At 67.2% G+C, this 22,369-nt stretch carries 21 protein-coding genes and 1 riboswitch; of the genes, 6 read left to right on the top strand and 15 right to left on the bottom strand.

Annotated elements, in window-relative coordinates; all coding sequences use genetic code 11:
* Positions 1–10 precede the first annotated feature (10 nt).
* From kdpA to LL964_RS02685, 8 genes are all read right to left on the bottom strand, one after another.
* On the bottom strand, positions 11–1,825 hold the full coding sequence (kdpA, locus tag LL964_RS02650; RefSeq protein WP_104584935.1) for a potassium-transporting ATPase subunit KdpA: 1,815 nt from the start codon (positions 1,823–1,825) through the stop codon (positions 11–13).
* Positions 1,826–1,840: 15 nt separating this feature from the next.
* Positions 1,841–1,933 carry a potassium-transporting ATPase subunit F gene (locus LL964_RS02655; protein ID WP_104584937.1) on the bottom strand — a complete coding sequence of 31 codons (93 nt, stop codon included), beginning with the start codon at positions 1,931–1,933 and terminating at the stop codon, positions 1,841–1,843.
* Positions 1,934–2,447: 514 nt separating this feature from the next.
* Positions 2,448–4,028 carry a CocE/NonD family hydrolase gene (locus LL964_RS02660; RefSeq protein WP_104584939.1) on the bottom strand — a complete coding sequence of 527 codons (1,581 nt, stop codon included), beginning with the start codon at positions 4,026–4,028 and terminating at the stop codon, positions 2,448–2,450.
* A gap of 353 nt (positions 4,029–4,381) precedes the next feature.
* Positions 4,382–5,356, bottom strand: coding sequence for a thiamine-phosphate kinase (gene thiL, locus LL964_RS02665; RefSeq protein ID WP_104584941.1), 975 nt, complete (start codon positions 5,354–5,356; stop codon positions 4,382–4,384).
* A 215-nt stretch (positions 5,357–5,571) separates the two neighbouring features.
* Positions 5,572–6,042: a transcription antitermination factor NusB gene (nusB, locus tag LL964_RS02670; protein ID WP_104584943.1), complete on the bottom strand. Its 471-nt coding sequence runs from the start codon at positions 6,040–6,042 to the stop codon at positions 5,572–5,574.
* Complete coding sequence (gene ribH, locus LL964_RS02675) at positions 6,039–6,503, bottom strand: 6,7-dimethyl-8-ribityllumazine synthase (protein ID WP_104584945.1); 465 nt, start codon at positions 6,501–6,503, stop codon at positions 6,039–6,041. The genes nusB and ribH overlap by 4 nt, the downstream gene beginning before the upstream one ends.
* Positions 6,504–6,876: 373 nt before the next feature.
* Positions 6,877–8,016 (bottom strand): 3,4-dihydroxy-2-butanone-4-phosphate synthase, encoded by a 1,140-nt coding sequence (gene ribB, locus LL964_RS02680; RefSeq protein ID WP_104584947.1) that lies wholly within the window; start codon positions 8,014–8,016, stop codon positions 6,877–6,879.
* The gene (locus LL964_RS02685; protein WP_104584949.1) at positions 8,013–8,615 is read right to left on the bottom strand and encodes a riboflavin synthase; all 603 of its coding nucleotides are present in this window, start codon (positions 8,613–8,615) and stop codon (positions 8,013–8,015) included. The genes ribB and LL964_RS02685 overlap by 4 nt, the downstream gene beginning before the upstream one ends.
* 167 nt (positions 8,616–8,782) lie before the next feature.
* Positions 8,783–8,952: riboswitch (FMN riboswitch) on the bottom strand.
* 215 nt (positions 8,953–9,167) lie between these two features.
* Here LL964_RS02685 and LL964_RS02690 point away from each other — a divergent pair.
* Positions 9,168–9,791, top strand: a complete 624-nt coding sequence (locus LL964_RS02690) for a hypothetical protein (protein ID WP_104584951.1) — start codon at positions 9,168–9,170, stop codon at positions 9,789–9,791.
* A gap of 93 nt (positions 9,792–9,884) precedes the next feature.
* Here the strand turns inward: LL964_RS02690 and ribD are convergent, their stop codons facing one another.
* The 5 genes from ribD to LL964_RS02715 all read right to left on the bottom strand — a co-directional run bounded on the left by ribD (position 9,885) and on the right by LL964_RS02715 (position 14,094).
* Positions 9,885–10,979 carry a bifunctional diaminohydroxyphosphoribosylaminopyrimidine deaminase/5-amino-6-(5-phosphoribosylamino)uracil reductase RibD gene (gene ribD / locus LL964_RS02695; RefSeq protein WP_104585573.1) on the bottom strand — a complete coding sequence of 365 codons (1,095 nt, stop codon included), beginning with the start codon at positions 10,977–10,979 and terminating at the stop codon, positions 9,885–9,887.
* Positions 10,980–10,996: 17 nt separating this feature from the next.
* On the bottom strand, positions 10,997–11,473 hold the full coding sequence (locus LL964_RS02700) for a GNAT family N-acetyltransferase (protein WP_104584953.1): 477 nt from the start codon (positions 11,471–11,473) through the stop codon (positions 10,997–10,999).
* 6 nt (positions 11,474–11,479) lie between these two features.
* Entirely contained in the window at positions 11,480–12,004 is a 525-nt protein-coding gene (nrdR, locus tag LL964_RS02705; RefSeq protein ID WP_104584955.1) for a transcriptional regulator NrdR, read from the bottom strand.
* Positions 12,005–12,142: 138 nt separating this feature from the next.
* Complete coding sequence (glyA, locus tag LL964_RS02710) at positions 12,143–13,396, bottom strand: serine hydroxymethyltransferase (RefSeq protein WP_104584957.1); 1,254 nt, start codon at positions 13,394–13,396, stop codon at positions 12,143–12,145.
* Between the two features lie 197 nt (positions 13,397–13,593).
* Positions 13,594–14,094: an RcnB family protein gene (locus tag LL964_RS02715; RefSeq protein ID WP_104585575.1), complete on the bottom strand. Its 501-nt coding sequence runs from the start codon at positions 14,092–14,094 to the stop codon at positions 13,594–13,596.
* A 225-nt stretch (positions 14,095–14,319) separates the two neighbouring features.
* Between LL964_RS02715 and ettA the strand changes: the two genes are divergently transcribed.
* Positions 14,320–15,981 (top strand): energy-dependent translational throttle protein EttA, encoded by a 1,662-nt coding sequence (gene ettA, locus LL964_RS02720; RefSeq protein ID WP_104584959.1) that lies wholly within the window; start codon positions 14,320–14,322, stop codon positions 15,979–15,981.
* A gap of 258 nt (positions 15,982–16,239) precedes the next feature.
* On the opposite strand, the gene def is transcribed toward ettA, so the two are convergent.
* Both def and arsC read right to left on the bottom strand, forming a co-directional pair.
* Complete coding sequence (gene def, locus LL964_RS02725) at positions 16,240–16,755, bottom strand: peptide deformylase (protein WP_104584961.1); 516 nt, start codon at positions 16,753–16,755, stop codon at positions 16,240–16,242.
* Between the two features lie 79 nt (positions 16,756–16,834).
* Positions 16,835–17,269 (bottom strand): arsenate reductase (glutaredoxin), encoded by a 435-nt coding sequence (gene arsC, locus LL964_RS02730; RefSeq protein ID WP_104584962.1) that lies wholly within the window; start codon positions 17,267–17,269, stop codon positions 16,835–16,837.
* Positions 17,270–17,889: 620 nt separating this feature from the next.
* Here arsC and LL964_RS02735 point away from each other — a divergent pair.
* From LL964_RS02735 to LL964_RS02750, 4 genes are all read left to right on the top strand, one after another.
* Complete coding sequence (locus LL964_RS02735) at positions 17,890–18,309, top strand: post-PEP-CTERM-1 domain-containing protein (RefSeq protein ID WP_146092301.1); 420 nt, start codon at positions 17,890–17,892, stop codon at positions 18,307–18,309.
* Positions 18,302–19,960 (top strand): PA domain-containing protein, encoded by a 1,659-nt coding sequence (locus LL964_RS02740; RefSeq protein ID WP_104584966.1) that lies wholly within the window; start codon positions 18,302–18,304, stop codon positions 19,958–19,960. Before LL964_RS02735 ends, LL964_RS02740 begins: the two co-directional genes overlap by 8 nt.
* A gap of 301 nt (positions 19,961–20,261) precedes the next feature.
* Positions 20,262–20,672, top strand: a complete 411-nt coding sequence (locus tag LL964_RS02745; protein WP_104584967.1) for a hypothetical protein — start codon at positions 20,262–20,264, stop codon at positions 20,670–20,672.
* Positions 20,665–22,341, top strand: a complete 1,677-nt coding sequence (locus tag LL964_RS02750) for a PA domain-containing protein (RefSeq protein WP_104584969.1) — start codon at positions 20,665–20,667, stop codon at positions 22,339–22,341. The genes LL964_RS02745 and LL964_RS02750 overlap by 8 nt, the downstream gene beginning before the upstream one ends.
* The last annotated feature ends 28 nt before the right edge of the window (positions 22,342–22,369 follow it).

Genomic DNA, 22,369 nt, shown 5'->3' on the forward strand with positions numbered 1-22,369 from the left:
CTCAAAACTCTCAGGACGCCGCCAGGGCGAGATGTTCGGCGATAGGACCCAGCACCAGTGCGGGCATGAACTGCAGCACGGTCAGCACGAGCACGATCGCCATCAGGGTCAACGCAAAGGTGGGCGTTTCGACCTGCAGGCTACCGGCCGATTCCGGCGCACGCCGCTTCACGGCCATGCGCGCGGCCACCATCAACGGCAGGATCAATGCCGGGTACCGCCCCAGCGCCAGCACCACCGAACAGCTCAGATTCCACCAGTACGTGGCATCGCCCAGACCTTCGAAACCCGAGCCGTTGTTGGCAAACGCCGAGGTGTACTCGTAGAACACCTGGCTGATGCCATGGAAACCGGGATTGGAGTTGGCCGTGAACGCAGGCACCGCCAAGGTCACCGCAGTGAAGCCCAGCACCACCAGCGGCTGCAGCAGGATCAGCAGCGCCAGCAGCTGCACTTCGCGCGCTTCGATCTTGCGGCCGAACAACTCGGGCGTGCGCCCGGTCATCAGGCCGGCCAGAAACACGCTCAGCAACAGATACACCACGAACTGCTGCAGACCGCAGCCGATGCCGCCCCAGATGGCGTTGATCAGCATGTCGACCAATGTGACCAGGCCACTCAGCGGCGCCAGCGAATCGTGCATCGCATTGACCGAGCCATTGGAGGTCTGCGTAGTCAACGCCGCCCACAATGCAGAGGCATCTGCACCGATGCGCACTTCCTTGCCTTCCATCAAGGCCGGCGAGCTGGCACTGGCAGAATGCGCTTCGGACCACAGCAACAACGCCGTGGATGCCGCCGACATCGTCAACATGGTGCCGAACACCAGCGCAGTGAGTCGCTTGCGCCCAGTCAGATAGCCGACCATGAAGACCACACTCATCGGCAGTAACACGATGGCCAAGGTTTCCAGAAAATTGCTCAGCGGCGTGGGGTTTTCCAGCGCCACTGAACTGTTGGGGCCATACCAGCCACCACCGTTGGTGCCGAGCTGTTTCACCGCCACCATCGCCGCCACCGGGCCTACCGGAATGGTCTGCTTGGGCATGCCTACACTGCCGTCCAACGGCGCTGCAGTTGCTGCGCCCTGCAACGTGGATGGCACGCCCTGCCAGCCGAGCAACACCGTCCACAGCAGACACAGCGGCAACAGCACGCGCACGCTGGAGCGGATCACGTCGGCCCAGTAGTTGCCGACATCGGCCTCGGGCAGCGCTTCCAGGCCGGAACCTGCCTGCTGGCGCGTCTGACGCGAAAGTTCAGGCCCCGGAATATCCGCCGCGATCGCCGCCGATTGCGCGTTCGCCGTCGTGTCCGATACCAGTGGGACAGCCGACACACGTGCGGCAGCTCGCCCACCGAACAGGGCACGCAGCGTCGCCACCGCCAGCGCCAGCCCCATCATCGGCGTCACCACCTGCAGACCGACAATGCCGGTCATCTGCGACAGGTACGACAACTGCGATTGGCCCGAGTAGTGCTGCTGATTGGTGTTGGTGAGGAACGACACCATGGTATGCAGCGCGGTATCCCACCGCATGTTGGGAATGGCATCGGGGTTGAGCGGCAGCCACGCCTGGGTCATGAACACCACCCAGGTCAGCAGGCCGACCACCAGGTTGCTGATCAGGAACGCCATGGCATAACCGCGCCAGGACATGCCCTGCTGCGGGCGTGTGCCGAGCAGCGCGTACAGGGGCCGCTCGATCAGCCCGAACACGCCATCGCCGCGCATCGGAGCACCGCGCATCACCGCCGCCATGTACCGGCCCAGCGGCCACGCCAGCACGATGGCCAGCGCGTAAACAAGAAAGGTTTCAGTCATTGCAGCGCACTCGCATCAGAAGTCTTCGGGCCGCAGCACCACGTACAACAGGTACGCAGCGGCCACGAGTACGGCCAGGCCGCACAGCAGGGACAACCAGGCAGGCATGTCGGCTACTCCCCGAAAGACGCGCGAGCGTGCGATGGACCGCCCGCAGCTGCAGGCAGTTGGGTGATGACGACAGGGCAAGGCGCTGCCGCACCGCGCGCGCAACGCCGGTGGGGCAGACAAGTCAAGGGATGCATCGGAATCGTCCACGGCGGAACCGCTCCGCCAACCTGCGCAGTGTCTTCCCCGGCTGCGTAAAATCGCTACGGACCTGCGCTGGCCACCGCGTAAATTCCGCATAAATCACCCACTGCAGACGATCCCCGGGGACGATGGCCGGAGCTCGAAACCGATATGCGTGGGAATCATGATGACCTCGGCAGGAAGCGGCATCCCTGCGCTTCCACGCCTACGCTTCTGCTGTGGTCCTTGCCTGCACACCGTCGCGTGACCTTCCGCGGCATGGATGCCGCGTCAGCGCCGACAGGGACCTCACTTGCAGCGTGTTCCGCGATGGTGGCCGGCAAGAACCTGCAGCAAAGGCGCAGCACTGCGCCTGCAGAGCTGCAACGCCTTAACGCAGCGGCACCGTCAACACCGACGGGGTTGCGGCCGGCGAGGTGAAGGTCACCGTGCCGCCGCCATCGCTGGCATCGGTGTAGCGCGCATCGCGGGTATCGACGACCAGCACCAGCCGCTGCCCGGCCGGGATTTCGGTGGCAGCGGCCTGCAACGGCCAGTCCAGCGTCACCGCACGGCCGGCAGTGGCACCGCGCAGCGAGTAGGGTGCATGGGTCACCAGCTGCGCCACGCCCAGCGCGTCCATGCGGTACAGATACGCGAACAGACTCACGTTCGCCTGGCTGGGCACCACGGTCACGCGCAGCGACGGGCTGCCGGCCAGGCGTCGCGTACTGCTCGATGGCGCGCCCACCCAGACGGCGGCACCGGCGCGATTGACCAGCGGAATCGAGGTAGTCACCGGCACGCCGATGCCCTGCAGCAGACCGCTGACCAGCACCACGCCGGAGTCGGCCAGGGTGGGCACATCGGTGGCGATGCGCGACTGCCAGCCACTGGCGTTCCCGCCGATCAGGCCGCCGGTGGGACTGAGCAGGCCCGTAGGCGCAGAGAGGCCCAGCCGGGTGCCGCCCTGCTGCACCGCCGCCCAATCCGCGAACTCCAGCCATTGCCCGGCGCGCGGCGACAGCCGCACCGGCGCTTCGGCATCCACGCCGTTGTTGCGCTGCTTGAGATGGCGATCGAACCAGCGCGTGGCCGCAGTGTAGATCTCGTTCGGCAGGCCCAGCGCGCCCGGCAATTCGGTCGTTGCATGGTCGCCCTGGCTCAGCAGCAACTGTTTGGGTCCACGCAACCGATTGAAGAACGCGACGGTCTGGTTGGGCGGGAACAGGCCATCGTTGAAGGCGTTGCCCAGCAGCACGGCAGTGCGGTTGGCGTTGAGTGCGTCCACCCCGCTGGCCGGGCTGCGTGAGGCGGCCTGCGGCAGGAAACCCTGCACCGCGCCGTCGTAATCGCCTGCGGCGACCCGTCGACCGATCTGTGCAAGGTCGGGACCGGGCCGGCCGGTCAACGCGCCCGCCCCGACCAGCAGCCCGACACCCTGCTGGCTGACCGTGCGATTGGAATACAGCGAGGCCTCCAGATCGGCCCAACCGCTGAGCGCGGCCACTGCCTTGATGCGTGGATCGCGCTCGGCTGCGAGCAGGCTGATCCCGGCCCCGTACGAGATCCCCGACGCGCCGATCGCATTCGGGTTGGCCGGCGTATGCGCCAGCGCCCAGTCGATCACTGCGCTGACGTCTTCCACCGTGTCCGGCCCGGCGATATCGATCTGCCCGGCCGAATCCCAGAAGCCACGCGAGGTGTAGCTGACCACCACGTAGCCGTCGCTGGCCAGCTGGGTGGCGCGGCCGAGATACTCCAGATTCGGCAGCGACCAGCTGGCCGGCATCACGATCAGCGGAAACGGCCCGGCGCCCTGCCCCTGCGGCACCAGCACCAAGGCTCCCATCTGCGCACCATTCCAGCCGGGGATGCGTTCGTAGGTCTTGCGGAATGCGCCCGCCACTGCCGACGCCGATGCCATCAGCAACGCCAGGACGGCGATGCCACGAATCCAACGCTTGCTCATGCTGCTGTCTCCACGAAGGCCGGGCCGGGATGGCCCAGCGGCGACTGCCATGCATCCGTGGTTCGGGGGAGAACGCCCGTGGAACGTACCAGACGGTACGGTATGGCTCAAGGGCCGGGAGTCGGGAGTCGGGAGTCGGGTCTTGCTGCGCAGAGGCAGGTAACCCGCACGCGCCAAGCCAGCCACGATTCACCGGCACCCCCCTTCTCCCGCCTGCGGGAGAAGGTGCCCGAAGGGCGGATGAGGGCACCCAGTGGATCGGCACTTCCGACCATCGCCTCCGCAGCAACGCAGCGCTCGGTTACACCACGCGCTCGGCGCAGATCCCCCGCACCGCCTTCTTCCCGCAAGCGTCAGCCGACGAAGTGCTGGTAGCCACGCTGCGGCGGATGCCATAGCGCACCGTCGGCGTCGTGCACGACCACGCCCGGTGCGGCCACGATGCGACCGATGCGCGTGGCCACCACGCCAGCGAACCCCATCGCCTGCTCCACCGCATCCCGATGCGGTGGAGCAGCGGTGAAGCACAGCTCGTAATCGTCGCCGCCGCCAAGCTGCCAGCCCAGGCAGGTGTGCGCATCGATGTCGGCGCTTCGCCGCATCGGCGGCAATGCGGCAGAGAGAATCTGCGCGCCCACACCGCTGCGTTCGCACAAGTGGCCCAGATCGGCCAGCAGACCATCGGAGACATCCACGCAGGCGTGCGCAAGCCCACGCAGACGCAAGCCGGCCTGCACGCGTGGCTGTGGGCGCAGCAGACGGCCGCGCCAGGCCTCATGCAAGGGATCGGCCGCCACCTGCGTGACATCCAGCCGACCGGCCTGCCACAGCGACAATGCGGCGGCCGCCTCGCCCGGCGCACCGGTCACCCACACGTCATCGCCTATGTGCGCGCCGTCGCGACGCAAGGCCGCGCCCGACGGCACGCTGCCGATCGCGGTCACCGCGCACGACAACGGCCCGCGCGTGGTATCGCCACCGACCAGGACGATGTCGTGCGCATCGGCCAGCGCGAAGAACCCATCGGCGAACGCATCCACCCACGCCGGATCGTCGCTGGGCAGCGACAGCGACAAGGTGCACCAGCGCGGCTGCGCGCCCATCGCGGCCAGATCGGACAGATTCACCGCCAGCGTCTTCCAGCCCACATCGGCAGCCGGCGTTTCGTGCGGAAAGTGCACGCCGGCATTGAGCGTGTCGGCGGTGATCGCCAATTGCTCGCCCGCCGGCGGCTGCAGCAACGCCGCATCGTCGCCAATGCCCAGCGGCACATCCACGCGCGCGGCGATGCGTGCGCGCAGACGGGCGATCAGATCGAATTCGGGCATTTGAAGGGCCGGGATTGGGGATTTGGCATTCGGGATTCGTCACAGCGGGCTTGGTGAGGTGCGGCACCGGAGCTGGCCGGCCTCACGATCAATGAATGCGGCAGGGCGGAAACGGCCTCACTCGACCCACGGCTGCCTGCCTCACGCGCGCACCTCGCATCGGCGGAGTCGTCGCGCGCGACCAATCCCGATTCACGTGGCCGAATCCCGGCGTTTCAGGCGCCAGACTCGACCTTGCGCCACTCCACCGCGGCGCGATCGAGCACGCCATTGACATAGGTGTGGCCATGTTCGGAGCCAAAGCGCTTGGCGGTTTCGATCGCTTCGTTGATCACCACCCGGTACGGCACGTCCTGCCGGTACAGCAGCTCGTAGGCGGCCAGCCGCAGCACCGCACGCTCGATCGCATCCACCTCTTCCACGCCGCGGTCCAGATACGGCGTGAGCGCGGTATCCAGTTCGGCGCGATGGGCAATCACGCCATCGACCAGATTCTCGAAGTACGCCAGATCGGCGACTTCATGCGCCTGCTCGTGCGCGAACTGGGCGATCACCTGCTTGGCGAAGCCGCCAGAGATCTGCCATGCATACACCGCCTGCAAGGCACGGCGACGCGCGCGCGAACGCAGCACCGGGTCGATACCGTCGCGACGGCCGTGACGGGCGTGTCCACCGGACCTGCTCATGGCAACGCCTCCATCAGGTTCACCAGTTCCAGTGCCGCCAGCGCGCATTCCTCGCCCTTGTTGCCGTGGCTGCCACCGGCACGCGCTTCGGCATCCTCCACGCGTTCGACCGCCAGCACGCCGTTGAGCACCGGCACCCCGGTCTGCAACTGCACGCTCATCAGGCCTTCGGCACACAGGTCGGCCACATGTTCGTAGTGGCGGGTATCGCCACGGATCACGCACCCCAGCGCGATGATGGCACCGTGCTGGCCGGACTGCGCCACGCGATTGGCGGCCACCGGAATCTCCCACGCGCCCGGCACGCGGACCACGTCGATGGCGTCCTCGCCGATACCGTTGCCGGCCAGGCTCTGGCGCGCACCGGCGACCAGCACGTCGGTGATACGGGCATTCCAGCGGCTGGCGATGATGGCAAAGCGCGCGGTGGTGGGGCGAAGATCGCCTTCGTAGTGGGTCATGCGGGTCGGCAACTCGAGGGGGCGGCAAGTTTAACAGCTGCCGGGGCCAGCCCCCGGCCAGGGATCGTAGACAGCGGCACAAGCAGGCCCGGCCTGGCGGCCTGAGGCCCTGGCATGGCCACGATGCGCATGTGGCGGCGGCACCGCCGGCCGCTGCGCCCAAGGGCACCGGGCCGGGCAGCAGCGCCAGACCGTGCCTGGCGCCACCGATGCAACGCCGCGACGGCAACGCCGGCGCGGGAGGACCCACCACCGCACATCGCGCACGACCGGGCCGGGCGCACGCTTGGCGTGTGGCACTGCGCGTGGCGGTGGAGATACCGGGCGCATGCCTGCCTGATGGTCCCTGGCGCCCGCGTGAGCGCACGCGGTCTTACGGCATCGCGCCTGGCGGCACCGGGCGCATGCCTTCGCCGGGATGGCACTCCAGATATTCCACCACTTCCAGCCCGAAGCCGGCCAGGCCGACCTGGCGGCGCGGCGTGCCCAGCACGCGCAACTTGCCCAGGCCCAGTTCGGCCAGGATCTGCGCGCCGGCGCCGTTACGCCGCCACTGGCTCACGTCCTTGGCGTTGGCGGCCGCTTCGGGCTGCTGGCGCAGGCGCGCCAACAGCGCTTCGCCGTCGCGCGGCGCCGACAGCACCACCATCACGCCCTGCCCTTCGGCGGCGATGGCGCGCAAGGCGTCGGTGGCAGCGACGCCGAAGTCCTCGCGCTGCCAGTGCAGCAGGTCGGCCAGCGGATTCTCCACCTGCACCCGCACCAGCGTGGGCGTGTGCGGATCGGGAGTGCCGCGCACCAGCGCGAAGTGCAGGTCGTGCGCGATGCGGTCGCGATAGGTCACCAGCTGGAACGGCCCGAACTCGGTGGCGATCTCGCGCGCGTCCACGCGCTCGACGGTATGCTCGTTGGCCAGGCGGTAGGCGATCAGGTCGGCGATCGACCCCATCTTCAACCCATGCTCGCGCGCGAACACTTCCAGCTGCGGACGGCGCGCCATGCTGCCGTCCGGATTGAGCACTTCCACCAGCACCCCGGCCGGTTCCAGGCCCGCGAGCATCGGCAGATCGCTGGCCGCTTCGGTGTGGCCGGCACGCGTCAGCACCCCACCGGGCTGGGAAATCAGCGGAAAGATATGGCCCGGCTGGCTCAGATCCTGCGGCTTGGCATCCGGACGCACCGCGGTACGCACGGTATGCGCGCGGTCGTAGGCGGAGATGCCGGTGGTCACGCCCTCGGCCGCCTCGATGCTGACGGTGAAGTTGGTCTGGAACTGCGCGGTGTTGTTGCGCACCATCGGCGCCAGGCCCAACTGCGCGCAGCGCTCGCGGGTCAGCGACACGCATACCAGACCACGCGCGTGGGTGACCATGAAATTGATGTCCGACGGCTTGACCAGCTCGGCGGCCATGATCAGGTCGCCCTCGTTCTCGCGGTCTTCGTCATCGACGATCACCACCATGCGCCCGGCGCGCAGTTCGGCGATCAGCTCGGGGACCGGCGCGAACTTCATGCCGCACCCCGCGTGCCGAGCAGGCGTTCGACATAGCGCGCCACCAGATCGATCTCCAGATTCACCGCCGCGCCGATCGCAGTGGCGGCGAACGCGGTATGCGCCACCGTGTGCGGGATCAGGGCGACCTCGAAGCCGGCATCGTCCACTTCGTTGACGGTCAGGCTGACCCCATCCACGCAGATCGAGCCCTTCTTGGCGATGTAGCGCAGCAACGCGTCCGGCGCGCTGAAGCGCCAGCGCTGCGCGCGGGCATCGCCATGCACCGATTGCACCTGACCCAGGCCATCCACATGCCCGCTGACCAGATGGCCGCCGAGCCGGTCGGTGGGGCGCATGGCGCGTTCGAGATTCAGCACGGCGCCTTCGGGCAACGCGCCCAGCGTGGTCAGCGCCAGGGTTTCGGTCGAGGCATCGGCCTGGAAGCTGCCGGCGTCGAACGCGATCACGGTCAGGCAGACGCCATTGACCGCGATGCTCTCGCCCAACTGCACGGCGTCGAACGGCAGGCTGCCAGTGGCAAAGGTGAAGCGCACATCGCCACCCTGCGGCGCGCGCGCGGCCAGGCGGCCGACGCCTTCGATGATTCCGGTGAACATCAGCGTGCCCCCTCCTGCAGCGAAAGCTGCACGACTGAAGGGCAGTGATTGCATGCGGCAAGGCGGAGCGGGTGATGCAAGGACATTGTCGTTTCTCGCAGGAGTTGAGCGAAAAACGCCACCAGGCAAAGCAAACGGGCGCGCGCGCCGCCGCGAGGCTGCGCGTTGGCCGTCTTCTTTCATCCGGACTATACCGTCGGCTCCGGCATCGGACCGGATCTGCTGACCTTCTCCACCGTGCCCGCACGGGGCGGATCGGCGGCGAAGCGCTCGCGGGCTCGCACGTGTGCACATGCCTACCGCCGGTGGGGAATCGCACCCCGCCCTGAAGACGTTCGTGAGTGCCGGAGGACCGGCCGGCAGAGTCTACCAGCGCCGTGAGGGGCGTTCGCTGTCTGCGAGACATCCGCTGGCAGGACGCTGCGTCATGTCAGGGATTTCCCCATAGCCAGTATTGTGAAGGTTCTGTTAAATTGCGCGCCGCGACGGGAGACGTCGCCCTCCGTCCCGCAACGGGATGGACTTACGGATATCACTGGAGAGAAGCACCCCATGCGCAACACCCTCATTCTGGCAGCCCTGCTGGCTGCTGCACCGTTCGCTGCGTCCGCCGAAGGCCTGAGCTACAGCTACGTGGAAGGCGGCTGGAACCGTACCGAGATCAGCGTGAACAGCGATTCCGATGACCTGGACGGTGGCTACATCCTCGGCTCCTGGCAGATCGCCGAACCGGTCTACGTGTTCGCCGGTTACCAGCGCGCCGAAAAGGACTTCAACCTCGGCGCAGGCTTCGTGCTCGAAGGCACCCTGCAGCGGGCGAACCTGGGCATCGGTTACCGCCAGGAAATGACCGAGCGGGTCGAGTTCATCGCCGACATCAGCGTGTTGCGCTCCAAGGTCGAATCCGACCTGCGCCGCGGCAACCGTTCGCTGGGCGATTCTTCCGATACCAGCACCCTGGGGTTCGGTAACCTGGGCCTGCGCGGCAAGCCCTCGCCGCGTACCGAAGCCTGGATCAAGGCTGGCTACATCGATGGCAGCGACGTGGACGAAGGCGAATTCGTCGGCACCCTCGGCGGCCAGGTCAACTTCACCCGTACCTGGGGCCTGGTCGGCGAAGCCCAGTTCATCGACAACGCGAACCAGTACCGAGTCGGCGTGCGCGCCAGCTTCTGATCGATCGCATCAGCGCAATACCAAGGCCCCGCATGCGGGGCCTTCTTGTTGGCGGGATCGCGGCTGTCTGGCGAGGATTCATCTGCTGGAACATCAATCCGCCGTCACTGGCGCATAGCGCAGGCGCAGGTCCTGCCCCAGCTGGCGAAAGTCGAGCAATTGCAGCTGTTGCCGCTGCGCCAGGGTTGGGATCTGCAGCCCTGCCAACAGTGGCCGCGCGGTATCGCCCAGCAGCACCGGCGCCACATAGACCAGCAGCTCATCGACCAGCCCTGCCTGCAGCAGCGCCCCGCTCAGGGTGGCGCCGGCTTCCACATGCACCTCGTTGATGCCGCGCCCGGCCAGCGTAGCCAACACGGCCTCCAGGTCGAAACGCCCCCCGTGCAGCGGCATGCCGAGGAACTCGGCATCTTCCAGCTGCGGCGGCATCACCGCTTCGCCATGCAGATACAGCGTCGACGCACCGCCCTGGCGGATGTTGCCGCAGGCAAGCGTCCCCAGGCCGGCATCCAGTACCACCCGCAGCGGCGGCACGCACGGCGTGTCGTCGCCCAGGCGCACCGTCATCGACGGGTCGTCGGCCAGCACCGTGCCGGCGCCGGTCAGGATCGCGCCGGCACGCGCGCGCCAGCGCTGCACATCGGCGCGCGCGTCGGCACCGGTGATCCATTTGGATTCGCCACTGGCCAGGGCAGTGCGTCCATCCAGGCTGGCCCCCAGCTTGACCCGCAGCCATGGCCGGCCGCGCTCCACCCGCGACAGAAACCCGTGATTGAGCGCGCGCGCCTGCGCCTGCAGCACGCCGGTGGTCACCGCGATGCCCGCCTCGCGCAGCAGCGCGAATCCGCCGCCATTGACCTGCGGGAACGGGTCGGCCATGGCCGCCACCACGCGTGCGACACCGGCCTCGATCAGGGCCAGCGCACACGGCGGCGTGCGCCCGTAATGCGCGCACGGCTCCAAGGTCACATAGGCAGTCGCTCCACGGGCATGCTCGCCGGCGGCACGCAGCGCGAACACCTCCGCATGCGGACCACCGGCGCGTTGATGGAAGCCTTCGCCGACACAGACGCCATCGCGCACGATCACGCAGCCCACCATTGGATTCGGCCGCGTGGTATAGGCACCGCGTTCGGCCAGGCGCAGGGCCTGCGCCATCCAGCGGTGGTCGTCGGCGGTGGCGGTCACGGCGCAAACGCTATCGGTCACGGTGCTGTCTCCTGCGGCGCGATGCACATCACCACGACCTGCATTGGCCCAAGTACGACTTCGGTGTGTATTTGCCATCCCAGGCGTCGATAGAACGGCGCCAGTTCCGGCAGGCAGTACAGGTACAACCGGCCGACGCGCAGGTCTGCAGCGGCCCGCACACAGCGTGCCACCAGCGCCTGGCCGACCCCGTGCCGGCGCGCCTGCGGCCGGACGTAAAGCGAGGCCAATCTGGGCGACCACTGCCGGTCGATCGCATCGTCGGCGTGCAGCAGGCTGACCGACCCAAGCCATTGCGCGCCATCGAGCGCAACCCACGTCGTTGCCATGGCATCGCCGTGCGCATGGCTGCGCAGCTGGTTCAAGGCCTCGGCAACGTTCCAGTCCGGCGACCACCTGCCGAACGCCTGCACATGCGCCCGCGCGATGGCCGGCAGATGCTCCGGTGCTTCCGCCACACGGGCGATGCGCACCAGGCGTCAGCGCTTGCCGGGCTTGCCGGCACGCTCCAGTGCCGCTTCCAGCAACGGCAGCTGCTCGCTGCCGACCGGAAGCTCCCGCTCGAGTTTTTCGATCTCTTCGCGGAAATCGGCCACGTCCTGGAAACTGCGGTAGACCGAGGCAAAGCGCACGTAGCCCACGTGATCGAGCTTGCGCAGCTCGGCCATCACGTACTCGCCTACCCGCAACGAACCGACCTCGCGCTCGCCGGACATCCGCAGCTGATGCACCACCGAACGCACAGCCGCCTCGATCTGCTCCTCGGCCACCGGCCGCTTCTGCAGCGCGCGATCGAAGCTGGTGCGCAGCTTGCGTGCATCGAACGCCTCACGCGCGCCGTCGCTCTTGACCACGGTGGGCAACTTCAGCTCGATCGTTTCCAGGGTGCTGAAACGCTCCCCGCAGGCTTCGCACTCGCGACGCCGCCGGATCGTGGTGCCGTCTTCGGACACGCGTGAATCGATCACGCGGGTGTCGTTGTGCTGGCAGAAGGGGCAGTGCATCAGGAGCGCCGGGACTCGGGACCCGGGACCCGGGACCCGGCAAAACACGAATCGCGCCCCGGTTGCGGGGCTGCACGCATGGCGGCTGGGATGCCCGCTCTTGCGGGTCCCGGGTCCCGGATCCCGGGCGCCAGCATCTCAGCCATACACCGGATACTTCCTGCACTGCGCGGTCACCGCCTCGCGCACGCGGGCGATGACGGCTTCGTCGGTCGGCGCGTCGAGCACGTCGGCGATCCAGTTGGCCAGCTCGATGCTGTCCTGTTCCTGGTAGCCGCGGGTGGTGATCGCCGGAGTGCCCAGACGCAGGCCCGACGTCACGAACGGCGAACGCGGATCATTGGGCACGGCATTCTTGTTGACGGTGATATGCGCCTTGCCGAGCGCGGCCTCGGCGTCCTTGCCGGACACCTCGCGGCCGATCATGTCCACCAGCATCAGGTGGTTTTCGGTACCGCCGGAGACGATCTTGTAGCCGCGCGCGATCAGCGTGCTGGCCATGGCCTGGGCATTCTTGACCACCTGTTGCTGATAGGTCTTGAAGGCCGGCTCCAGCGCTTCCTTGAAGGCCACCGCCTTGGCGGCGATCACATGCATCAGCGGGCCGCCCTGGATGCCGGGGAACACGATCGACTGCAGCTTCTTCTGCAGGTCTTCGTCCGCCCCCTTGGCCAGGATGATGCCGCCGCGGGGGCCGCGCAGGGTCTTGTGGGTGGTCGAGGTGACCACATGCGCATGCTCGAGCGGGCTGGGATAGACGCCGGCGGCGACCAGGCCGGCGACGTGCGCCATGTCCACGAACAGGTACGCGCCGACGCTATCGGCGATGGCGCGGAAGCGGGCCCAGTCGATCTTCTGCGAATACGCGGAAAACCCGGCCACCACCATCTTGGGCTTGTGCTCGGTGGCAAGACGCTGCACTTGGTCGTAATCGATCAGGCCCTGTTCGTTCACGCCGTACTGCACGGCGTTGAACAGCTTGCCCGACGCGTTGACCTTGGCGCCGTGGGTCAGGTGGCCACCGTGGGCCAGGCTCATGCCCAGGATGGTGTCGCCCGGCTGCAGCAGCGCGAAGTACACCGCCTGGTTGGCCTGCGAGCCACTGTGCGGCTGCACGTTCGCATAATCGGCGCCGAACACCTGCTTGATGCGGTCGATCGCCAGCTGCTCGGCGATGTCCACGTACTCGCAGCCGCCGTAGTAGCGCTTGCCCGGGTAGCCTTCGGCGTACTTGTTGGTCAGCTGGCTGCCCTGCGCCTCCATCACCAGCGGGCTGCAGTAGTTCTCGCTGGCGATCAGCTCGACATGATCCTCCTGGCGGCCGGCTTCGTCGGCGATGGCCTTGGCCAGTTCGGGGTCGTAGGTTTCCAGTCGAACGTCGCGCGAGAACATGCAGAGCTCCGGGGCAGCTGTGGCCAGTGAGGCCGCCGATTGTAAGCGCCTCGCGTACGGGTGACCAATCCGCGCGCACTGGCGCAGGCTGCGCCAGGAGAGTGACAAACGCGACGGGCGCACCGAAGTGCGCCCGTCGCCTGGCTGACTCACGGCGGCGGGCCTGCCCGGCCGCTGCCGCCTCGGTTGCTGCTGCCTCAGTTGTTGAGGACCAGGTCGGCAATCACGCCGGTGGCGATGGCCACCAGCAGGAAATTGCCGGTGTTGTCGCGCTGCCAGCGGTAGCCGCGCGGCGGATAGCGCAGGTTGTAGCGGTCGTAATCGTTCACCACATAGACCGGACCGTGATAGCGGTGGCCACGCACATAACGCGGCCCGCCGTAATAGCGCGGAGCGTCGTAATAGACCGGCGCCGGTACGTAGGTGTAGCCGCGACGGTAGCGGTCGCGGTAGCGCGCGTCCCGGTAGCCCTCGCGGTAGCCATGGCTATAGACGCGGCGATCCTGGCGCCATTCGCGACGGTCGTAACGGCGGTCGTCGTGGCGCTCGGCCCGCCAATGGCGGTGGTCGCGGCGATCGTCGTGGTGACGGCGGTCGCGGTCGTGACGGCGGTCCCAGTCGTCAGCCGCTGCCGGGGCCACGGCGCCCAAGGCCAGAATGGAAGACAGCACGACGGTGACGATGCGTTTGCGGTTCATGGCCAGCTCCTGGTTGCGATGTCGCAATTTCATTAAGGCGCTGGCTGCCTTAACGCCCTCTTGCTGAAAACGCTTACGAAATCGCCTATTCAGGTCATAGCTGGGATGCGGTTTAACTGGCAGTGCCCATCCGCGGCTCCAGGCACTTGCCGGTATAATCGATAGCATCCCTCTTCCGCCGCCTCCGGCCTTGGCCGGCGGGCTGCCTGCGTCTACGGAGCACCCATGTCGCAATACATCTACACCATGAACCGGGTCAGCAAGGTGGTGCCGCCAAAGCGGCAGATCATCAAGGACATCTCGCTGAGCTTCTTCCCGGGCGCCAAGATCGGTCTGCTGGGCCTCAATGGCGCGGGCAAGTCCACGGTACTGAAGATCATGGCCGGCGTGGACACCGATTTCGAGGGCGAGGCCCGCCCGCAGCCGGGCATCAAGGTCGGTTACCTGGCGCAGGAGCCGGAACTGGACCCGAACAAGAGCGTGCGCGAATCGGTCGAGGAAGGCGTGGGCGAAGTGCTGCAGGCCCAGGCCGCCCTGGAAGCGGTCTATGCGGCCTATGCCGAGGAAGGCGCCGATTTCGATGCGCTGGCCAAGGAACAGGAACGCCTGGAAGCCATCCTGGCCGCCGGCGATGCGCACACCCTGGAAAACCAGCTGGACGTGGCGGCCGATGCGCTGCGCCTGCCGCCGTGGGACGCGAAGATCGCCAACCTGTCCGGCGGCGAGAAGCGCCGCGTGGCGCTGTGCCGCCTGCTGCTGCAGAAGCCGGACATGCTGCTGCTGGACGAACCGACCAACCACCTGGACGCCGAGTCGGTGGAATGGCTGGAGCAGTTCCTGGCGCGCTACACCGGTACCGTGGTCGCGGTGACCCATGATCGCTACTTCCTCGACAACGCCGCCGAGTGGATCCTGGAGCTGGACCGCGGCCGCGGCATTCCGTGGAAGGGCAACTACACCGAATGGCTGACCCAGAAGGACGAGCGCCTCAAGCAGGAAGACAACCAGGAGAAGGCCCGCCAGAAGGCGATCCAGAAGGAGCTCGAATGGTCGCGCCAGAACGCCAAGGGCGGCCGCTCCAAGGGCAAGGCCCGTCTGGCGCGCCTGGACGAACTGCAGTCGCAGGATTACCAGAAGCGCAACGAGACCAACGAGATCTTCATCCCGCCGGGCGAGCGCCTGGGCAACTCGGTGATGGAGTTCAAGAACGTCTCCAAGAAGTTCGGCGACCGTCTGCTGATCGACAACCTGTCGATGATCATCCCGCCGGGCGCCATCGTCGGCATCATCGGCCCCAACGGTGCCGGTAAGTCGACCCTGTTCAAGATGATCACCGGGCAGGAGAAGCCGGATTCGGGCGAGATCGTGGTCGGCCCCACCGTGCAGCTGTCCTACGTGGACCAGAGCCGCGACAAGCTGGAAGGCAACCACAACGTGTTCCAGGAGATTTCCGGCGGCCTGGACATCCTCAACATCAACGGCACCGAGATCCAGTCGCGCGCGTACATCGGCCGCTTCAACTTCAAGGGCCAGGATCAGCAGAAGATGGTCGGCTCGCTGTCGGGCGGCGAACGCGGGCGCCTGCACATGGCCAAGACCCTGCTGCAGGGCGGCAACGTGCTGCTGCTGGACGAACCGTCCAACGATCTGGACATCGAGACCCTGCGCGCGCTGGAAGACGCCTTGCTGGAGTTCCCCGGCAACACCTTCGTGATCTCGCACGACCGCTGGTTCCTGGACCGTATCGCCACGCACATTCTGGCCTTCGAAGGCGATTCGCACGTGGAGTTCTTCCAGGGCAACTACCGCGAATACGAGGAAGACAAGAAGCGGCGCATGGGCGACGATGCCGGCCCGAAGCGCTTGCGGTTCAAGGCGCTGAAGTAAGAAGCAGTGGGACGAAAAGGGCGCCGCAAGGCGCCCTTCTTGATTCATGGAGTCAGCGGCCGGGGATCTGGTCTGTTGCCGTTGGTTGCTGTCTGCTTCGAAACCCTGCGCATCGACCGATCCGACCGGTCCTTGCCCGCTCACCGTCGCGGGACCTTGCACGGCATGGATGCCGCGTCAGCGCTTGCAAGGACGTGCTTGCAGCGTGCCCCGCGAGGGTGGGCGGGCAAGGGCCCGGCAGCAAGGCACGTGGAACCACTACAGGTCGTACGACAGCACGTCCTCGAAACCGAAGGTGTCGAAGTTTTCGATGCGGGAGGGATACAGGCGACCGATCAGATGGTCGTACTCGTGTTGCACCACACGCGCGTGGAAGCCTTCGGCCTCGCGCTCGATCGGCGTACCGTCGGGCGCGAAGCCGCGGTAACGGATATGGCGATAACGCGGAATCACCGCGCGCAGGCCGGGGATCGACAGGCATCCTTCCCAGCCATTCTCCATCGCGTCCGAGAGCGGTTCGATCTGTGCGTTGGCCAGCGCCGTGCGCGGTACGGCCGGCGCCTCGGGGTAACGCGCGCTGGCCTCGAAACCGAACACCATCAATTGCAGATCGACGGCGATCTGCGGCGCGGCCAGCCCCACGCCGTGCGCGGCGTCCATGGTCTCGAACATGTCGGCCACCAGCGCGTGCAGCTCCGCGCTGCCGAGGTCGGTCACCGGAGGCGCGACGCGCAGCAGGCGCTTGTCGCCCATGCGAATGATCTCGCGAATCATGCGGATGCTCCCGAGCAAACGATGCCGCGATCTTAGAACGTGTGGCGTACGTCGAGGTGAGCGAGGCGGCGTGCGGCGTTCAAGACCGAATGCAGCCGCCGACCGGCCGCCCCGAGTCATCCAGCACCGGTTCGCCATCTTCCTTGCAGAAGCCGCTGCCGGCGGGCGGCAGCACGGCCAGCACCTGTTCCGAGGGACGGCATAGTCGTGTGCCCAGCGGGGTCTGCACGAAGGGACGCTGGATCAGCAGCGGATGCGCCAGCATCGCGCTCAGCAACGTGGCGTCATCCAACGCCGGGTCGTCCAGCCCCAGGTCCAGATACGGGGTGCCCTTCTGCCGGATCGCCTCGCGCACCGACAGTCCGGCCTCGGCGATCAGCGCCTGCAGCGTCTGCCGGCTCGGCGGGTGCTGCAGGTACTCGATGATCTGCGGTTCGATGCCGACATGCCGGATCAGCGCCAGGGTGTTGCGGGACGTGCCGCAGGCGGGGTTGTGATAGATGACGGCGTGCATGCGGGACCTGAGTGGTGCGATGGACTCCGCGTGCAGCCCTGGTTGCCGGCCATCGCAGCGGGACGCGCAGTGTACGCAGGGACTGCGCGCATCTGCGACCCCGCTCTTGCTGCAATCTCTGCTTCTGCCCTGCCCTGCCGCTTGCCGGTACCGGTGGCGACCGGCCGCCCAATGCTGCGGGATCGCAACCTGCCGCATGGCAGGGCGCCGCTCTGCGCGGCCGCCTTGCCCGACGTATCCGCGCCGGGGCACCGACCGGTCAGCGAATCCGAACCATGCATGGTCAGCGGCGATGTGGCCGCGACACGCGGCGTCCGTGCCCTGGCTAACCCGCCGCCCCGTTCCAGGCGAGCAACCGAAAACACGACACGCCCTCATGCATGTCGCCACGTCGGATTTCTGACGGAAGTCGCCAGCTCTTTTCCGGCTTTGCCGTAGTGCAAGTGTGAAACCACGCTCTTCATCACATGACTTCGCTTTTATGACCCCAGACTGTCAAAAGGTTGACACTCGTCACTGATTCATGATTCAGTCATGAACAGACTAAAACGGAAGGATTCTCCCGAACCCGGTTGTCATACGGCGTTCTTTTCTGCAGTTGGCCCAAGGAAACCCCAACGATGATGAGTTCTCGAAAGCCCGGATGGATGTTGTCCGGCATGCTGTGTCTTGCCTGCCTGCCGGCGATTGCCGGGGCCCAGGAGGTCGCCGCCAGTTCCAAGGTCGGTATCGATCCGGCCACCGGCAAGTTGCGCGCCCTGACCGATGCCGAAAGCGCGGCACTGGATCAACAGGCTGCCTCCGCTGCCCGCAGTGCAGCCGGTCGTGCCGCACGCACGGCGATGCCGCAGAGCGAAGCCGCCGCGCAGGCCACTGTCCGTCGGCTGCCCAACGGCACCGTGGCGCGCAAGTTGCCGGCCACGCAAATGAGTTCGCTGACCGCCACCCGTCAGGCCGACGGCCGCATCGTCATCGAACACGGCGAGGACGCCGACACCCAACCCGCCCACGCCGAGCACGGAGCGCTGCCGCATGAATAAGCCCTTGTTGCTATTGTCCCTGGCCGTGGGCGCAGCGCTCGCGCCGCTACAGGCATCGGCTGCCAACGTGACGCTGATCAATGGCGACGCCGGCACCGTGGTGGGCCTGAACGATCCCACCGCCGCCACGCCGCTGGGCGGCAATCCGGGCCGCTCGATCGGCGAGCAGCGCCGGATCGCCTACCAGTACGCGATGGATCTGTGGGGCGCGGTGCTGCAGAGCAATGTGGAGATCAAGGTCTATGCCTCGTTCGCGCGACTGACCTGTACCGCCACCGGCGGCACGCTGGGCCAGGCGGGGCCGAACTGGATCGTCAACAACTTCCCCGGCGCCAAACCCAACACGCTGTATCCCTCCGCGCTGGGTGATGCGATCGCCGGACAGGACCTGGTGCCGGATCCGGCCGACCCGGCCGACGTGTTCTCGCAGTTCAACGGCGACCTGGGCAAGGACGACTGCCTGGCCGGCTCCGGCTGGTACCTGGGCCTGGACGGCAAGACCCCGGAAGGCCAGATCAACTTCCTCAATGTGGTGATGCACGAGATTGGCCACGGCCTGGGCGCTGCCGGCTTCCTCAACAAGACCACCGGCGTGCTCGGTTCGGGCAGCGGGCTGACCGACGTGTATACCTCGCAAGCCTACGACAACGTGCAGAACAAGCGTTTCGACGACCCGGCCATGACCAACGCCTTGCGCGCCGAAGCGATGCGCACGCCGGGCCGTACGGTGTGGGCCGGCACCCGGGTCAATCGCGAGGCGACCCTGATCCTGGATCCGCGCACCCTGCTGCAGGTGACCGCGCCCAGCACCGCTGCCGGCAAGTTCGAAGTGGGCTTCGCCAGCTTCGGGCCACTGGCCACCGCAGGCAATTTCCCGGCGCGCGCGGTGGTGACCGTCAACGATGGCGTTGCGGCCGCATCGGCCACCGATGGCTGCGAGACGCCATTCGCCAACGCCGCCGAAGTGGCCGGCAAGGTGGCCTTGATCGACCGTGGCACCTGCGCCTTCGCCATCAAGGTCAAGAACGCCCAGCTCAATGGTGCGGTGGGCGTGATCGTAGCCAACAACGCCGCCGGCGTGCAGACCATGGGCAATGCGGCGCCGCCGATCACCGACATCACCATCCCGGCGATCATGGTTTCGCAGGCCGACGGTGCACGCCTGAAAGGCAGCACCGCCGTGGTGGCCGGGCTGTACGAGGATCCGGAGCTGCTGCAGGGCACCGACAGCGCGGGCCGCACGCGGTTGTACGCACCCAGCGTGGTGGCCGGCGGTTCGACTTTCTCGCACTTCGATACCGACCTGCAGCCGAATGCGCTGATGGAACCGTTCGACACACCGGAGGTGCAGGCGCATCTGAACATCGACCTGACCCCGGCGATGTTCGCCGACATCGGCTGGACCTTGAACCAGGGCCTGACCCGGCTGGGCAACTGCAATACGCTGGTGCCCACCGTGGAGACCGGCGGTCTGATTCCCGGCGCCAACCTCACCGCCGAGAACAGCCTGTGCAGGACGCAGAATGCGGGCAACCGGTTCGGCTACCTGAGCTGCATGAACGACCATCTGCGCGAACTGCAGGACCAGGGGGCGATCAGCCGCGTGCAGCAGGCAGCGACCTTCATCTGCGCCACCAAGGTTCGCCCCTGAGGCGAGCGCGCATCACTTGATGGGGATGCAGACGGCGCCGCAAGGCGCCGTTCTGCTGTCGGCATGGCCGCCAGCCGACTGGCGCGCCGACGCTGACCGAGCCCCGATGTGCGGCAATGGCGCTGCCGCGTCGCAAGCACATACGACCTATTCCGCACCCTCCTGTTTCGGGCCACGCCTTCGCATCCGGCTGCCCGGTCGTTCGGTTGGCCCATCTATCGTGACGCCCGCGGCGCTATCCGAACGTGGACCGCTGCCTCGCCGTTCCTTCCGATTGTCCAATCCAGGAAAAACCACGACGATGATGCGCTTTCGCAAGCCCGGATGGATGCTGCCCGGCATGCTGTGTGTTGCCTGCCTGCCCATTGCTGCGGGGGCGCAGGACCACTCCGCCGATTCCAAGGTCGGACTCGATCACGCCACCGGCAAGCCGCATGCGCCGACCGATGCCGACAGCGCCGCGCCGGATCGGTCGGCCCGCTTGGCGGCCGGCGACTCCTCGGCCCGGACGACGGTGCCGCAGACCGCGGCGGCCGCACAGGCGAGTGTGCGCGAACTGCCCAGCGACGTCGTGGCACGCCAGCTGCCGCCCGCGCCACTGAGTTCGCTGATCGCGACTCGGCAGGCCGATGGCAGCTTCGTCATCGAGCATGACGACCACTTCGACACCCAGCCTACCCACGCCGAGCAGGGAGCGTTGCCGCATGAATAAGCCCCTGTTGCTGCTATCGCTGGCGATGGCCGCCGCACTCGCGCCGTTGCATGCCTCGGCTGCGCGGCTCACCTTGATCGACGGCAATGCCGGCACCGCGATCGGCCTGAACGACCCCACCGCCACCGCGCCGGTGGGCGGCAACCCCGGCCGCACGCTGGGCGAGCAGCGCCGGATCGTGTACCAGTACGCGATGGACCTGTGGGGCGCGGTATTGCAGAGCAATGTCGAGATCAAGGTGCTCGGCGGGTTCGCACCGCTGCCCTGCACCGCCGATCGCGGCCTGCTCGGCCAGGCCGGCCCGAACGGGTTCCGTTACGGGTTTCGCGGCTCCAGGCCCAACACGCTGTATCCCCCCGCATTGGCCGATGCGATCGCCGGGCAGGATCTGCTTCCGGATCCAGCCGATCCGGCGGACGTGCAATCGCGATTCAACAGCGATGCCGGCAAGCCCAACTGTCTGGCAGGCACGACCTGGTATCTGGGGCTGGATGGCAAGCCGCCCAAGGGCCAGACCGATTTTCTCGCCGTCGCGTTGCACGAACTCGCCCACGGCCTGGGCGTGTGGGCCTATGTCGACACGGCGACGGGGGAACTTGGCGCCGGCACCGGTACCGCCGCCGGCACCGGCATGAGCGATGTCTACACCGCGCAGGTCCTGGACAACGTGCAGAACAAGCGCTTTGACGACCCGACCATGACCAACGCCATGCGCGCCGACGCGATGCGCACGCACGGCCGCGCGGTATGGGCCGGTACGCAGGTCAATCACGACGCGGCGCTGCTGCTGGATCCGCGCCTCATGTTGCGGGTCAACGCCCCTGCCGGCGTCGCCGGCAACTACCGGGTGGGCTTTGCCAGCTTCGGCCCATGGCCTTCGCCCAGGAATTTCCCGGCGCGCGCGGTGGTGACAGTCGACGACGGCGTCGCCGCGACGTCCCTGCACGACGGCTGCGAAACGCCGTTCGTCAATGCGGCGCAGGTAGCCGGCAAGGTGGCGCTGGTCGACTCCGGCAACTGCGAGTTCGCCGTCCAGGTCAGGAACGCGCAGCGCAACGGCGCGGTGGGCGTGATCATCGCCAACCGTTTCGCCGCTTTGCAGACGATGAACAACGCGCAACAACCGATCAACGACATCACCATCCCGGCGGTCATGCTGTCGCTGCCCGATGGCCAGCGGTTGTACGGCGCCACTGGCGTGGTGGCAGGCATCCGCGAAGAGGCAACGCTGCTGCAGGGCGCCGACGACAGCGGCCGCACGCTGCTGTACACGCCCCCCGCAGCGCTGCCCGCCTCGACCTTGACGCACTTCGATCCCGACCTGCATCCGGACATGCTGATGGAGCCGTTCACCGCGTCCGAGTCCTCGGTGCATCTGCACGCCGGGCTGGTCCCGGCGATGTTCGCCGATATCGGGTGGACGCTGAACCGCGGGCCGGCGCGATTGGGCAACTGCCCGACGCAGGTGCCGATCCTGCAACCCGGCGGTTTCATTCCCGGCGCCAATGTCCAGGCCGCGAGCAATCTGTGCAGGAGCCGGAACGCCGGCAACCGCCTCGGGTACATGGCCTGCATGCAGGAACACGCGGCTGCGCTGCAGAACCAGGGTGCGATCAGCTTTCCGCAGCAGATGTCGGTCCTGGCCTGCGCAGCGACGGTGAATCCGTAGAGCGCGCACCCGTCGCCGCAACGCAACT

Origin of the sequence: Xanthomonas melonis, from assembly GCF_020783655.1 — a bacterium.
GTDB lineage: Bacteria > Pseudomonadota > Gammaproteobacteria > Xanthomonadales > Xanthomonadaceae > Xanthomonas > Xanthomonas melonis.